The sequence below is a fragment of the Peribacillus phoenicis genome, from assembly GCF_047238085.1.
GTDB lineage: Bacteria > Bacillota > Bacilli > Bacillales > DSM-1321 > Peribacillus.
Map to the genome: position 1 here is coordinate 1,166,215 of NZ_JBDFMF010000001.1, position 15,775 is coordinate 1,181,989.

Below are 15,775 nucleotides of genomic sequence, written 5' to 3' on the forward strand. Positions count from 1 at the left end.
TGAATCCTCCTAAAAAGTTAAAAAATATTAATGGTGATGATTTTACCGTGATGGAAAAATCAATTTCACACATTATCCAGCACCCTCATTCAAGTTAAAATTATCATACGAAGATGCTTGATAAAATGTGAAAGCCTACAGGAAAAATTAACCCACTCCTTTGGGGCAATTTCCATTTTTTTAGTATATACCCACCTTTATAAAGGATAAAACAAATGGAATTAATTTATACATTCCCATTTAGGAAAATATTATTAGACAGGTTTTATACGGGGAAGCATAACGGTATTGTCGCACAGGAGTTTCCTGGATTGAAATTTGACGGGGCCAATTGGAAAAGCCTTTAGAGTTGAGATTAGGAAAACAATTTGGCATTAAAGTTTTTCACGAAAATAATCGGGTATAGGATAAGAAAGAAAGGACTGATGAATAATGAAGAAATTATTAAAAAGGGCCCTCATTTTTGCTGCTCCAATCATATTCAAGGAAGTAAAAAAACGCTGGAAAAACAAGCGGAATCAAAAAGCGATTAAACCTGCAAGGTAATAAGTTAAACCATGAATAAATGAACGGTAACCATATGGATTAGATAAGGGGCGCTGATTAAGCGTCTTTTGTTTTGCCATTTGAACAAATCCCCTAATGGTGATGCATTCACCTCTACATCTTTCCTTCATATCGTGTTAAAATAGAAAGGTTGATTGAAAATGAATGATGAGTAGCCAATGCTTAAGCCTTATGATATATTTCTTCTTACATATATTGTGTATGATCAGGATTTTTGCATACAAAGAAAGGTTGCCATTCCAATGTAAAAAATACAGTAAACCTCTATAAATTTTTTTTATTGATGACTCCAATAATGAAAGGAACATATTATGACTAATTTAAAAGACGAGGTTCAATCCCGACGGACCTTCGCAATCATCTCTCACCCGGATGCCGGGAAAACGACTTTGACAGAAAAATTATTGCTGTTTGGCGGCGCGATCCGAGATGCCGGAACAGTTAAAGCTAGAAAAACAGGGAAGTATGCAACAAGTGACTGGATGGAGATTGAAAAGCAACGGGGAATTTCCGTTACATCTTCAGTCATGCAATTCGATTATGATGATTTCCGTGTCAATATTCTCGATACACCAGGCCACCAAGATTTCAGTGAAGACACATATCGTACACTGATGGCTGTTGATAGCGCCGTGATGATCATCGACTCGGCAAAAGGTATCGAGGATCAGACGGTTAAATTATTCAAAGTATGCCGGATGAGGGGTATCCCGATTTTCACTTTTATCAATAAAATGGACCGACAAGGTAAAACGCCGCTAGAATTGCTTGCCGAACTCGAAGAGGTATTAGGTATAGAAACATATCCAATGAATTGGCCGATTGGGATGGGAAAAGACTTCGTGGGCATTTACGACAGGTTCAATAATCGGATTGAACAGTTCAAAACGGAAGGGGAAGAGCGTTTCCTTCCATTGAATGACGAAGGTGAACTCGAAGTGGATCATAAACTTAAGGATTCCCAGTTATATGAGCAAACTTTGGAAGAAATCATGCTGTTGACGGAAGCGGGTAACCAATTCTCTGAAGAAAACATTGCGACTGGAAAACTTAGTCCCGTATTTTTCGGGAGTGCTTTAACGACGTTCGGTGTTCAGACGTTTTTGGATGCTTATCTGAAATTTGCACCAGCTCCACAAGCGCGGATGACAACGTCAGGTGAAATGGACCCTGTCAGTAATGATTTTTCCGGTTTCATTTTCAAGATCCAGGCGAATATGAACCCAAAACACCGTGACCGGATCGCTTTCCTTCGCATTTGCTCCGGTAAATTCGAACGTGGGATGAGCGTCAACCTGAGCAGGACAGGAAAACCAATCAACCTTTCTTCTTCTACTCAATTCATGGCTGATGATCGGAACACCGTAAATGAAGCGGTAAGCGGAGATATCATCGGTTTATATGACACCGGTAACTACCAAATTGGCGATACGATTACAACAAGCAAAGACATGTTTCAGTTTGAAAGGCTGCCTCAGTTTACACCGGAACTATTCATGAGGGTAACAGCTAAAAACGTCATGAAACAGAAACATTTCCATAAAGGAATTAACCAACTTGTACAAGAAGGGGCAATTCAGCTCTTCAAAACGGTTCGGATGGAAGAATATCTGCTTGGTGCGGTTGGGCAACTTCAATTCGAAGTATTCGAGCATCGTATGAGGAACGAGTACAATGTTGAAGTCGTGATGGAGCGCATGGGCAGCAAGATTACACGCTGGGCTGAAGATGAAAAGCTTGATGAAAATCTTCATAGCTCAAGAAGCATTCTTGTTAAAGACCGGTTTGATAAATATGCATTCTTATTTGAAAATGAGTTTGCACTTCGTTGGTTCCAAGATAAAAATCCTGATGTGGAATTATATAATCCAATGGATTTGAAATAATGAAGAAGCCCGTGTTATATACACGGGCTTTCAGACTGTAGACAAACTCGATGAAAATCGAGTTAAGTCTACAGTTTTTTTGGCTTGTACAAATTTGGACGTTGATTGGAACGTAGAGCACTCGCTTTCCGCGGGCGGTCCGGGAGCCTCCTCGACGCCTTTGCGTCTGTTGGGTCTCCCTTGGAGCGTTTTCCCCGCAGGAGTCTCGCACCATCCGTTCCAATCTACTTTGTCTTAAATTTTAGATAGAACCTCATTTGTCTACAATTTTTTTTGGTGTGCAAAAACTCGAACGTTGATTTCCACTACAGGCACTCGCTTTCCGCGGGCAGTCCGGGAGCCTCCTCGACGCCCTTGCGTCTGTTGGGTCTCCCTTGGACTCGCTATTCCCGCAGGAGTCTCGCACCTTCCGTTCCAATTTACTTTGTCTTAAATTTTAGATAGAACCTCATTTGTCTACAGTTTTTTTTGGTGTGCAAAAACTCGGACGTTGATTTCTACTACAGGCACTCGCTTTCCGCGGGCGGTCCGGGAGCCTCCTCGGCGCACTTGCGCCTGTGGGGTCTCCCTTGGACGCGTTTTCCCCGCAGGAGTCTCGCACCTTCCGTTCCAATCTACTTTGTCTTAAATTTTAGATAGAACCTCATTTGTCTACAGTTTTTTTGGGTGTGCAAAAACTCGAACGTAGATTTCCACTACAGGCACTCGCTTTCCGCGGGCAGTCCGGGAGCCTCCTCGGCGCCTTTGCGTCTGTTGGTCTGTTGGGTCTCCCTTGGAGCGTTTTCCCCGCAGGAGTCTCGCACCATCCGTTCCAATCTACTTTGTCTTAATTTAGATAGGCCCCCTTTTGTCTACAAACTCGAACCCCTAGTGTTATGAATACAAGGGATTTTTTCATTATCTGGAGATATTTTAATGCTACTATAACTATCGCTTTCCTTACGGGTGAACTTATATACAGCGAATGAATAGTGCCGAAAGCCTCCTGATGGCCTCAGCAGACTTTTCTCGTGGGAATGTGGGGTAATTTATTCAATTAAAGAAGAAGCTCTGCTCAGGAAACCAGGCTACATAGTCCTGATTGATCATTATGAGAAAAAACTGTTTCATTATTTTTCACATAAAAGTCATTATCGTGGAATTAATTTACAAATGTATCTATCGGAAGGAGCTTGGTAATGGTTTGCGTTGTATCAGTGGAGAGAAGCATCACTGATAAAATCGAATTATACTAAAATATTCCTTTGACAATCTCCTGAAACTACTATATATTTAGCTAGTACTTTAGTGCTTAAAAGCGTTTCAGTAATTGTGAGGAGTGAAAAGGTCCTAGCCTTACCTCAGAGTATATACAACATTGAAAGCGGGGAAATACATCATGCGTCTTGAAGATGCAAAGCTAAAACTCTCCTTACTTGAAGCAATTGGGGTTTCGGCCATTCTATTCTTAATCATTGCAACTGGAATCATACATTATGGACTTGCCCCCCATATTCCAATAATAGCGGCAATCCTTTTCTTATTTGTTTATGGGAAGATCAAGAAGCTGCCATTTTCAATTATGGAGGCGGCTATAGTCAAAGGTGCAGGTACTGGTATGGGAGCCATTTATATATTCTTTTTCATTGGAATGCTGATTTCCATCTGGATGGCAAGCGGGACGATCCCTACCATCATGTACTATGGGTTTGACTGGATTTCTGGTGAATATTTCTATGCGATCACATTTCTGGTGTGTTCGCTAATTGGGCTCTGTATCGGGAGTTCACTTACAACATCAGCCACTATCGGCGTTGCTTTAATAGGTATGGCGGCGGCGATGGATTTATCGTTGGCGATTACAGCCGGTGCAATCATTTCCGGTGCATTTCTTGGGGATAAAATGTCTCCATTATCCGACTCTACCAACCTTGCATCGGGAACGGTTGGAGCACCATTATTTGAACATATTAATAATATGCTTTGGACTACGATTCCAGGTTTTTTAATATCGCTTATCATCTTTTACCTCCTTTCACCGAATGTCAAAGTTGCTCGTGTTGAGGAAATCGAAGCCATGACCAAAGCGCTGGAAATGGAAACGAATATAAGCATATGGAGTTTGATTCCGTTTGTCATCGTCCTAATCATGGCTTTGAAAAAGGTGTCAGCCATTCCGACATTGTCGGCAGGAATCATTTCGGCAGCCATCATCGCTTTCATTCAAACGCCTAATTTGACGGTAGCAAAACTGGCGGATATTTTATACGGCGGATTTGTCCTCAAGAGTGGAATGGATCAACTTGACTCAATCTTATCACGGGGCGGCATTGAAAGTATGATGTTCTCCGTTTCGATGGTGTTGTTGGCATTGGCCATGGGCGGACTATTGTTCGAATTGGGGGTCATCCCTTCTATTTTAAAAGCAATCCAGGATTCATTGACGAGTGTAGCGAAAGTGATTTCCGCTACTGTATTTGCAGGAATCAGCGTGAACTTCCTGGTGGGTGAACAGTATTTGTCAGTTATACTGCCTGGGAAAGCCTTTCAGCAGAAATATGAAGATTTAGGCTTGCAGCCCAAAACGCTTGCGAGGGTACTTGAAGATGCGGGAACAGTTGTGAATCCTCTGGTTCCTTGGGGTGTCTGCGGTGTATTCCTGACACAGGTATTGGGTGTTTCAACCCTTGAATATGCCCCATTTGCATTCTTCTGCCTGCTTTGTCCTTTGCTCAGTCTGATTTCTGGCTTTACGAAAATCGGTATCCATTATAAATGAAAAAAACAGGCGGTCGGTTTTGACTGCCTGTTTTTTTATGTGAACTTACATAACCTTATAGAGAAGGGAACCCCCTGACATGAACAGAAATGTCAGGGGGTATTTGATTGATTATTTTGAAGACGCGATCTCATCTTTTGGGATGGACACGACCTTTTCTTTCTGTTCAAGCAAGTTCATTCGCATGACGACATTTTGGAATATGCCCATTGAAAGCATGAGCAGCAGTAAGGAAGATCCTCCATAACTGATGAATGGAAGGGTGATCCCTGTGATAGGGATAAGTCCAGTCACTCCGCCAACGTTGATGCCGACTTGAATGCCGATCATGGATGAGATGCCGATCAATAAAAGGCTTCCAAATGGATCCTTGCATTTTGCTGAAAGTACAAATCCCCTTAAAACGATAAAACCTAGTGTCAATAGAACGAACCCCACTCCGAATATTCCGAGCTCTTCCGCAATGACAGACATGATGAAATCAGTATGCGATTCAGGCAGGTACCCGTATTTTTGTACACTGTCACCAAGTCCCACTCCAGTAAGGCCGCCGGATCCTATTGCGAATAAGGAATTCACGAGTTGATACCCGCTTTCTCCTGCCTTTCCGAAAGGGTCTGCAAACCCCGTAAAACGAGACATCTTATTTTCAGAAAGAACGGCTGAGAAATTACCTGTCACGAGTACCCCTAATGCAAAAATGGCAACGAATATCGCAGTGATCAAAGAGAGTTTGAATATACTCTTAAAAGACATCCCGGATGAAATGATCATGGTACTTGAAATCAGGAAAATGACCGCTGCCGTTCCATAGTCAGGCTGTATTCCGATTAAAAAGCAGATGAATACCAGAAAGAAAATCGGTGGGATGACGGCTTTATCAATACTATTGATTCGATCCTGCCTTTTTCCGTAAATGGCTGCCAGATAAATGATTATGGCTAACTTGGAAAATTCAGCGGGTTGGATCGATTTTGTCCCTAATTTGAACCAGCTTGTGGCATTTCCTGCTGTATGGCCGAAGATAAAGAGCAGCAAAAGGATACCGGCCATTCCAAACATCATAGACATCAAGAACATTTTGTTTTTGTACATCTTATAAGGAAGGATCATCGTGACGATCATTGCCACGAATGAAATGAGAAAAGCCGTTTTTTGCTTCTCAAAGAAGTAATCCATGGGCCAGCCGTATCGAGCGACAGCAGTGATCATGCTCGAACTGTAAATCATGACTAAACCAAACAAACAGAGTAATACGACAGCGATGAAAATAGGGAAGTCGTATGCTTTAATTATTCTTTTCACTTGTGCGCTCACCTCAAATATGTATGCGCGAAAAAATCGCCTTCTTATATAGTAACGGAAAATCGGTTATATAGATAATAATTTTTATTCAATAATATGAATTTATCCTACATAAACCAATATTAAACACTAAAACCGAGAAACTTGGTCTGCCGGATTTCCTTTTTGCTTATAGCCGAATTCGGATTCCTATACATTACCTTCGATAGTAAACGTGAATACTCCTTTTAATAACGGGAAAATTTTTACTATATATTCCATTTGGCGGTGCTGTTATGTCTGGAAGATTACTATTTAAGGTTAAAACTTGATGTGATGCAGTGGATACTGAAAACGAATTTGTTAGAGTAACTCATCTTAAGAGGTATACTTATTTTAGCACCGGTTATGTGGCACGGAATCGGGCAGGGATTTTATGAAGAGAGGGAACCCGTTATGGACTTGGTTCCAATCGATTATATTATACAGGCTGCTGCGTCTCTGGCATTATATAAAGAGGGTTGACGCGAAAAACCTCGTATGTTTAGTGAATTAGGGAAGGCGTACCTCCTTGGTCGATCTTAATTAAAAGCATAAATATGATAGGAAGTACCAATGAAAATAAGGTAAAGCAAGGGGAGTAGTTATGGAAGAAATACAAGACAAGCTGGAAGTGTTTTCTCCGGCAACAGGTGAGAAGATTGCGGAAATAGTCCCAACGCCATTGAAGGCGATTCCTCATATATATAAGAAATCAAGACATGCGTTCCAAGCATGGTCGAATCTTCCCATCAAGGAACGGCTGCAGTATTTAAAACGGCTTCGTTTATTGATGGTTGAAAAAATGGATGAAATAGCTGAAGTCATTTCAAAAGATACAGGAAAAGTGAAAATTGAAGCACTGGTTGCTGATATCATGCCAACGATTGATGCAATCAAGCATATCGAGAAACATGCAGTGAAAACTCTTTCCGGACGAAAGGTCACCACTCCGCTCATGTTAATTGGAAAAAAATCTTATATCCATTATATGCCCCGTGGAACGGTTCTCGTCATTTCACCATGGAATTATCCGCTGCAGCTTTCCATGGTACCCATTCTTAATGCGCTAGCAGCGGGAAATGCAGTCATCGCCAAGCCCTCAGAGGTAACTCCTTTAGTTGGGGTGTGCATTGAAAAGTTGTTTCTTGAAGCTGGTTTCCCGGACGGAACTATACAGTTTGCCCATGGAGGAAAAGAATTGGGTGCGGCATTAACTGAGCAAAAGCCAGATTATATATTTTTTACTGGATCTGTAAGGACTGGGAAAATGATTGGTGAGGTCGCAGCTAGACAACTGATCCCAACGACTTTGGAGCTTGGCGGGAAGGATCCAATGATCGTTCTGCGTGATGCCAACCTGGAACGGGCTGTGAACGGGGCCCTTTGGGGGGCTTTTACAAATAGCGGGCAGGTGTGCATGAGTGTTGAAAGGGTTTATGTGGCACGTCCTGTTTATAAGGAATTCCTCATGCTTCTTAGGGAAAAAACGAAGTCCATGAGGCAGGGGGTGCATTCGCAGGATGATATCGGTTCAATGACTTTCCTGGCACAAGTTGATATTGTGGCTGGACAACTGGAGGATGCACTGAATAAGGGGGCCGTACTTGAAGCCGGAATACCTCCGAAAGAGTGGAAAACGGGACAGACCCATTTCATTCCGCCGACGATTCTGTCCAATGTCGATCATTCCATGAAAATCATGAAAGAAGAAACGTTCGGACCCGTATTGCCTGTTGTGCCTTTCGATACGGAGGAAGAAGTGATCGCCCTGGCAAATGAAAGTGAATATGGGCTCAATTCCAGCGTTTGGACGATGGATAGGGAAAAAGCAAGCAAAATTGCGTCTCGGTTAGTAACAGGAGCGGTGACCATCAATGATGTGCTGATAACGGTTGCTAATCATCATTTACCATTTGGCGGTGCCAAACAAAGCGGAGTTGGCCGGTATCATGGCGAGCATGGATTAAAGATTTTCTGCCATGAAAAAGCGATCATGATCGATAAAGGTAAAAACAATACAGAAATACAGTGGTATCCATATGAAGGGAAATACACGAGTTTTTTATCGCTGTTTCAGAATTACTTTTCTGCCAAACCGAACTGGATTCGTTTCGGCAAAGAATATTTGCGATTGATTAAATTATCCAAAGGGAACAGAAAATGAGATCCATTTATAAAAAAGATTGTTATTTTCATAACGAGCGCGTATACTATTAATATACTTAATAACTGATTTTCCTTTTCAAAGGGGAGTAGCGTTAGGGTTCGCCCTAAAACAAAGTCGTCATTACGTGAATGTTAAACATTCATCGGCTTTGTTGACATGATTTCATGTTCAGCAAGACCTTTGCCTATATGGCAGAGGTCTTTTTATTTTGCCAATGCCAGTAGGAAGGAAATACTAACTATTGGAGGTTGAATGCATGGAAGCATCAATATTATTGGAATATGGCTGGGTCCTTCTTATCTTGGTTGGATTAGAAGGGATACTTGCTGCGGATAATGCGGTCGTCATGGCTGTCATGGTTAAGCATTTGCCAAAAGAACAACAGCGAAAAGCCTTGTTTTATGGTCTGATGGGAGCTTTTGTTTTCCGCTTTGCAAGTTTATTCCTTATTTCCTTTCTTGTCGAGGTGTGGCAAGTTCAAGCAATCGGTGCGATTTATTTACTTTTCATTGCTTTTCAGCACATTTACAAAAAATACGCTGGTAAAGGTGAGAAGGAAATCACGAAACCTAAAAAGCAATCCGGCTTCTGGATGACTGTGGTAAAGGTTGAAGCGGCTGATATAGCTTTCGCAATCGATTCGATGTTGGCTGCCGTCGCACTTGCTGTTACACTTCCTGAAACAGGCTGGATGAAAGTCGGCGGTATTGACGGAGGGCAATTCGCTGTCATGTTCCTCGGCGGCATGATTGGATTGATCATTATGCGATTTGCAGCAAATGCGTTCGTGAAGTTGCTTCATAAGCGTCCTTCCCTAGAAACGGCTGCATTTTTGATAGTGGGTTGGGTAGGAGTGAAGTTGGCGGTACACACACTCGCACACCCTTCACTGGCTGTCATCGATCATCATTTCCCTGAATCAACTCTTTGGAAATCGATTTTCTGGGTTGTATTGATTGGAATTGCAGCAGGTGCATGGATCATTTCAAGCAAGAAAGAAAAAAAAGAAAAAGAAGAGAAAAAAATACAGGAAGCTTAAAAAAACAGGCGTGCTGGTCACGCCTAATTTGTAGACTAAAGGGGTTTTAACTAAAATTTCAAAACAAAGTTGATTGGAGTGGGTGTGCGAGACTCCTGCGGGAAAAGCGCGCCGAGGAGGCTCCCGGACCGCCCGCGGAAAGCGAGTGCCTGGAGTGGAAATCGACGTTTGGGTTTTATAAACCTTTATAAAACTGAGATAAACGATTTTATCGAGTTTGTCTACAGTCTGCAGGCGTGCTGGTCACGCCTATTTTTTTTGCTTTTTCATGTATTTATGGAGATGACCCTCAAAAGCGCAGGGGTGTTTACGAATGATATGTTAAAAGATGTGAATATTAAATTCCGGTTATAAAAATGACAATTGTCCCATTGTATCGGACGAAAATCAGGAAAAAGATAACTTACTGTAATTGCACTGTAATAAACGAGAAAAAACTAAGTATTTTATCATGTTGATATATTATGTGATTTCATTTTTAATGCAAAAATAGTTCTTTTGGTACTGTCTTTTAGACTCCCTCCGCTTAAGATAAGTATGTTGATGCGTATTTTATGTTCAACAGGAGCGAGGTGAGCAAATGCTTGGATTGTTGTTTACAGCATTCAAAAAAAAGCGTTCTTTAGAAGAAACCGTATTGAAAATTCAACAAGGCGATATTAGCCTTCGTAATGATACCATAGAGTCATTCAAACCTTTTATTGCGAAAACAGTGTCATCGGTTTGCAAACGTTACATATACGAATCAGATGATGAATTCAGTATTGGACTGATTGCTTTTAACGAGGCAATCGATAAATATTCCCCGGAAAAAGGCCGTTCTTTATTGGCATTTGCCGAAACCCTCGTTAAACGAAGGGTTATAGATTATATAAGAAGCCAGTCCAAACAAAAAGAAGTCCTATTGGATTTATCACTGAATGATGATAATGAGCAAAGCCATATATATATCGATAATGAAAATTCCATCAATGAATACGAGAAGCAGAAGGAATCGGAAAGAAGAAAAGAAGAAATTCTGCTTTATATAAGCCATCTAGAGGATTTTGGTCTGTCATTTGAGGATTTAGTTGAAAACTCTCCCAAACATGCAGATGCCAGGAAGGGAGCTATTATGATCGCTAAATTGTTAATGGAAGATGACGAACTGAAAGAAATCCTGTTTGCAAAAAAGCGGCTGCCCGTAAAACAGCTTGAGGGAAAAGTGGAAGTAAGCAGAAAAACGATTGAACGGAACAGAAAGTACATCATTGCTGTGGCAATCATAATAAACGGAGATTTCTTGTATTTGAATGATTATATAAAAGGGGCTATCGATGGATGAAAAAAGGAGTTATTCTTTCAGTTAATAAGCGATTTGTAACCCTATTGACCCCCGAGGGTGAATTTCTGAAAACCAAAAGGCAGGAACGGGTATATGAAGTGGGTGAGGAAATCACTTTTGCACCTGCTAAACAAAAGTTCACTTTAGCCTTTTCCAATTTTCATTCATCTTTCAAAAAAACGGCCGTGCTAAGCATTGCCTCCACCTTCTTGATTCTGTTTTCGATTCTTCCTTCTTATTTCTCCGGCCCTGTGTCGGCATATATGACGATAGATGTGAATCCAAGCATTGAATTGGAGCTTGACGATGATTTAGAAGTTCTCAAACTTACCGGTTTAAATGAAGACGGCAAGCTTGTGATTGGTCAGCTGAAGGCCTGGAAAGGCAAGGATATGAAGACTGTTACAAACCGGATCGTTGAAACGACGAAGCAACTTGGTTATTTGAAAGGAAATAAACAAATTGTGGTTTCCACAACGTTATTGGAAAAAGATAAAGAACTGGATAAGAATTTAAAAGAAGAGATAAAAGAAATTTCTGAGAAGGATAATGTTTCTAACACAAAAATGAAAGTGATCCAGGCAACAAAAAGCGATCGGAAGCAAGCACGGGAACAAGGCATATCCACTGGTAAGTATCTCGAAAAGAAGTTGAATGAAGATAAAGATAAGGTGAAAGTCAATAAGAGGGAGCCTGCTCCAGCACCAGAAAAAAAAGTCGAGGAAAGGGTTGTTATTCCGAAAGAGAAGAGCGTAACGCTGAGTACGGAAAACAAATCGGATGGAGAAAAGAAAAAAGAGAATAATGAAATTGAAATAAAGCAAAAGCCGGCCAATGAAGCCAAACCGAATGAACGGAAAAACGCGGGTATGGAAGTTGCCAAAATTAAGGAACAAACTGAACAGAAAGATACAATTGAAAAACGGGATGCAATAAATGGATACAAGGAAAAAAGCAACGAGTCAAAAGGGAAATCCGATAGCGACTACAGCAACCAATCAAAGAACAAGCAGAAAAATGAAAAGAATGATAAAAAGTTCGATGTAAAAAAAGTTTCATCAGCCAAAGAAAATAATAATGACGATCATATAAAGCACGAAAATAAAAATAAACAAGCTAACCAAGTGAAGCAGGCTAAACGGGATAAGCAAGATAAGCAAAATAAGCAAAATAAGCAAAATAAACAAGATAAGCAAGATTGGGATAAGTCGAAAAGGGGTAAAGGCAATAATGGAAACGGAAATGGACATAATGATTAAAAAGAGTCCAGCATGCAGCTGGACTCTTAGCCATGGATATTTAATTGTGTTAGGAATTATTGACCTTTAAGTTGAGACTGTGCTTGTTGTACAAGACGTTTCGTAATTTCTCCGCCAACTGAACCATTGGCACGTGCTGAAGTATCGGATCCTAATTGTACACCGAATTCAGATGCAATTTCATATTTGATTTGTTCTAATGCTTGTTCGATTCCAGGAACAAGAAGATTGTTGCTGCTGTTAGCCATTTTTGAATCTCCCCTTTACTTTTTCAACGGCTTTTGCCGCTGTAATGATAGTATAAGTAGAATGTCGAGTTTTACTTATATGAGCAGCATCAAACTTATTGGTAAACCTGCCTTTTTGTTGTAAGTAAGTCAGTATTAAAAGAGAATGGAAAAAAGAATGAAAAAAGGGTAAACTAGATTTTTAATGGTTATGTGATTCACATAACTATATAGGAGTAAGAAAGGAAACTCTTTATGTTTGCTATCAAAAAAATATTATCAAAGTTAACACCAGCTCAGCTTATTGTCGGTTATTATTTTTTGGCCGTCACTATCTCGACCGTACTGTTGAGTTTGCCGGTTGCTCTGAAGCCAGGCGTGGAATTTAAATTCATGGATGCTTTATTCACAGCCGTAAGTGCAGTTAGTGTGACAGGTCTGACAGTTGTTAGTTTGCCCGAAGTGTATAATGAGGTAGGCTATTTCATTCTAATGTTCGTTCTCCAATTTGGCGGTATTGGCATCATGACACTCGGAACCTTTTTCTGGCTTATAGTGGGCAAGAAAATCGGTTTGAAGGAAAGGCAATTGATCATGACTGATCAAAACCAATCGAATCTTTCGGGCCTTGTTAAATTATTGATCCAAATCATTCAGATATTTGTCGTAATTGAAATGATTGGAGCTCTCGTATTAGGCATTTACTTTCTGAATTATTTTCCAGACTGGAAAGAGGCCTTCTTAAATGGCTTATTTTTAGCCGTAAGTGCCACCACGAATGCTGGTTTTGATATTACCGGTATATCGATGATCCCATTTAAAGACGATTATTTTGTACAGTTCATTACGATTATCCTGCTTACCCTTGGCGCCATTGGGTTTCCTGTCTTGATTGAGCTGAAAGAGTTTTTGTCCAATAGGGCCCGTACTTATAAGTTTCATTTTTCTTTGTTCACGAAGCTGACCTCAGTCACTTTCTTTTCCCTTATCATTGGGGGAACGATCCTGATTTACCTCCTAGAAATAAATGGATTCTTTAAAAATAAGAGCTGGCATGAATCGTTCTTCTACTCTTTATTTATGTCCTCCAATACGCGAAGCGGCGGGTTAGCAACCATGAATGTGAGTGACTTTTCGGAACCTACCCTTTTATTGATGAGCATATTGATGTTCATTGGAGCATCCCCAAGTTCAGTCGGTGGAGGAATCCGGACAACTACACTGGCCATCATGATTTTATTTTTATGGAATTTCATGAGAGGAAGGCGTTCCATTAAAGTGTTCAAACGCGAGATTCATCCCGATGATATCCGAAAAGCGACGGCAGTTATGATCATGGGATCCCTCCTTTGCATAATGGCGGTCTTCATTTTATCAATTACCGAAAATTTTACTTTGATGCAAATCATTTTTGAGGTATGTTCGGCTTTCGGATCAGTCGGCCTCTCGATGGGAATCACGCCTGACCTCAGCAATACCGGTAAAATTGTCATTATGATCATTATGTTCATTGGCCGTGTCGGGATAACCTCCCTCCTGTATATCATAGGTCATAAAGAAGTTACGGAAAATTTCCATTATCCAAAAGAACGCGTCATCATTGGGTAAATGATTTAAGTTTAACAGTGACCTTTCCACCCGTGGAAAGGTTTTTTGTGTTGTTTGCAGGAATCTTTGATAAAATGTTGAAATTTACCTATAAGTGAGTTTTCCACCAATTCTATTTAAAAGTTATGCGAATTTGACCCCTTACTTGGAAATCAATCGGATGAAGTATAAATCATTTTGGTAAGGAGGTGGAAGAAGTGAAGAAATATACAGGAAGAATCATTGTCCCTACCCTTTTCTTCATATTGATACTGCCCTATATAGGGTGGCTGGGTCATGAAGAACGCAGGTTTTCCGCCTTTGCAGGAATATATTTAATCATAATCTTAACCATAGCCTGGTGTTTGGGTGCCATCTTTGATCATAAACGAAAAACGATTGCTTTATTGCAGGATAGCGAAGGGCGTTATCGCATTATCTCCAATTACTCCAAAGAACTGGTCAATAGCTTCAATGAGGTTATTTTCCAAACGGATAATAAAGGAAATTGGCTGTACTTAAACCCGGCATGGAAATCGATGAGTGGTGCAACCGTGAATGAATCCCTAGGGCTTCACTTTTCTAAACATATGGATAACAATTCTTATCAAGACGTATTAAAGGCCTTTGCGGACACCTTTCATCGGGGGAATAAATATTTTCGTGCGGACATCAAACTAAATGCGAAAAAGGGAACAAGTTGGGTTGAAGCATTCGTTAAACTAATTTATGATGACGCTGGGAAATTCATCGGGACGGCGGGCATATTATCGGAAATCAATGAACGTAAACATGCGGAGGAAAAGCTTGTGAGCTTAAACGAACATTTGGCAATCACATCAAGCAAATTATCAACGGCTGCCCAGCTTGCGGCAGGGATTGCACATGAGGTCAGGAACCCGATGACAGCGATAATGGGATTCGTGAAGTTGATTAAAGATGGCGGTGCCGAAAAGCAGGAGTACTATGATATTATTTTTTCGGAAATAAATCGAATTGAGCAAGTGCTGAATGAACTCTTGCTGCTATCGAAACCTGCTGAGGCGGTTTTTCTTGAGAAGGATTTAAAGGAAAGCTGCAACCATGTCGTGACGCTATTGGAGACAAACGCCGTACTGAACAATATTCAAATACATAAAAATTATGATTCGGAACCTATTTTTATGTATTTTGATGAAAACCAAATCAAGCAAGTACTAATAAACATGATAAAAAATTCCATAGAATCGATGCCGAATGGCGGGAATATTTTTGTGAGCATAAATGGGGAAAATGGGGAAGTTTTTTTGAGCATTTTGGACGAAGGGGAGGGTATTCCGGAAAACTCCCTGCAAAAAGTAGGAGAACCATTTTTTACTACAAAAACATCAGGAACGGGATTGGGTCTTTCCGTTTGTTTTAGAATCATCGAAAATCATGGCGGAAAAGTTTTCATCACAAGTGAACTGAAAAAAGGTACGAAAATCGTTTGTATATTTCCCACCGTCCAACAAAAGGAATATAGTGGGGACCAAAAGGTCCAGGTACAGGCCTTTGAATGATAAGAAAAAAATGATTTAATTGTTGAAAAAATCTGAATGTTGTGTATATACTTTAAAAGTAATAACATACTAACCGGTTAGTAAGTAAAAAGGA

Annotated in this window: 10 protein-coding genes; 8 read left to right on the forward strand and 2 right to left on the reverse strand. The window is 40.5% G+C overall.

All coding sequences use genetic code 11. From position 1 onward, the window contains the following. The first annotated feature begins 878 nt into the window (after window positions 1-878). Window positions 879-2,453, forward strand: coding sequence for a peptide chain release factor 3 (locus tag ABC374_RS05640; protein WP_350301856.1), 1,575 nt, complete (start codon window positions 879-881; stop codon window positions 2,451-2,453). A 1,378-nt stretch (window positions 2,454-3,831) separates the two neighbouring features. Next, window positions 3,832-5,211: a Na+/H+ antiporter NhaC gene (nhaC, locus tag ABC374_RS05645; protein WP_413016440.1), complete on the forward strand. Its 1,380-nt coding sequence runs from the start codon at window positions 3,832-3,834 to the stop codon at window positions 5,209-5,211. A gap of 111 nt (window positions 5,212-5,322) precedes the next feature. Here nhaC and ABC374_RS05650 read toward each other — a convergent pair whose 3' ends face one another. Beyond that, window positions 5,323-6,516, reverse strand: a complete 1,194-nt coding sequence (locus tag ABC374_RS05650; protein WP_350301858.1) for an FtsW/RodA/SpoVE family cell cycle protein — start codon at window positions 6,514-6,516, stop codon at window positions 5,323-5,325. Between the two features lie 625 nt (window positions 6,517-7,141). On the opposite strand from ABC374_RS05650, the gene ABC374_RS05655 reads away from it, so the two are divergent. From ABC374_RS05655 to ABC374_RS05670, 4 genes are all read left to right on the forward strand, one after another. Continuing rightward, on the forward strand, window positions 7,142-8,701 hold the full coding sequence (locus ABC374_RS05655; protein ID WP_413016441.1) for an aldehyde dehydrogenase family protein: 1,560 nt from the start codon (window positions 7,142-7,144) through the stop codon (window positions 8,699-8,701). 259 nt (window positions 8,702-8,960) lie between these two features. After that, window positions 8,961-9,743 (forward strand): TerC family protein, encoded by a 783-nt coding sequence (locus ABC374_RS05660; RefSeq protein ID WP_350301860.1) that lies wholly within the window; start codon window positions 8,961-8,963, stop codon window positions 9,741-9,743. A 580-nt stretch (window positions 9,744-10,323) separates the two neighbouring features. Continuing rightward, a complete protein-coding gene (gene sigI / locus ABC374_RS05665) occupies window positions 10,324-11,067 on the forward strand; it encodes an RNA polymerase sigma factor SigI (protein WP_241590486.1) in 744 nt (247 codons plus the stop codon). Beyond that, a complete protein-coding gene (locus ABC374_RS05670; RefSeq protein ID WP_413016442.1) occupies window positions 11,064-12,326 on the forward strand; it encodes an anti-sigma factor domain-containing protein in 1,263 nt (420 codons plus the stop codon). The genes sigI and ABC374_RS05670 overlap by 4 nt, the downstream gene beginning before the upstream one ends. Window positions 12,327-12,382: 56 nt before the next feature. On the opposite strand, the gene ABC374_RS05675 is transcribed toward ABC374_RS05670, so the two are convergent. After that, a complete protein-coding gene (locus ABC374_RS05675) occupies window positions 12,383-12,574 on the reverse strand; it encodes an alpha/beta-type small acid-soluble spore protein (protein ID WP_034314196.1) in 192 nt (63 codons plus the stop codon). 234 nt (window positions 12,575-12,808) lie between these two features. Between ABC374_RS05675 and ABC374_RS05680 the strand changes: the two genes are divergently transcribed. Together ABC374_RS05680 and ABC374_RS05685 are read left to right on the forward strand one after the other, a co-directional pair. Further along, entirely contained in the window at window positions 12,809-14,161 is a 1,353-nt protein-coding gene (locus ABC374_RS05680; protein ID WP_350301862.1) for a TrkH family potassium uptake protein, read from the forward strand. A gap of 197 nt (window positions 14,162-14,358) precedes the next feature. Continuing rightward, window positions 14,359-15,681, forward strand: a complete 1,323-nt coding sequence (locus ABC374_RS05685) for an ATP-binding protein (RefSeq protein WP_350301863.1) — start codon at window positions 14,359-14,361, stop codon at window positions 15,679-15,681. Window positions 15,682-15,775 lie beyond the last annotated feature (94 nt).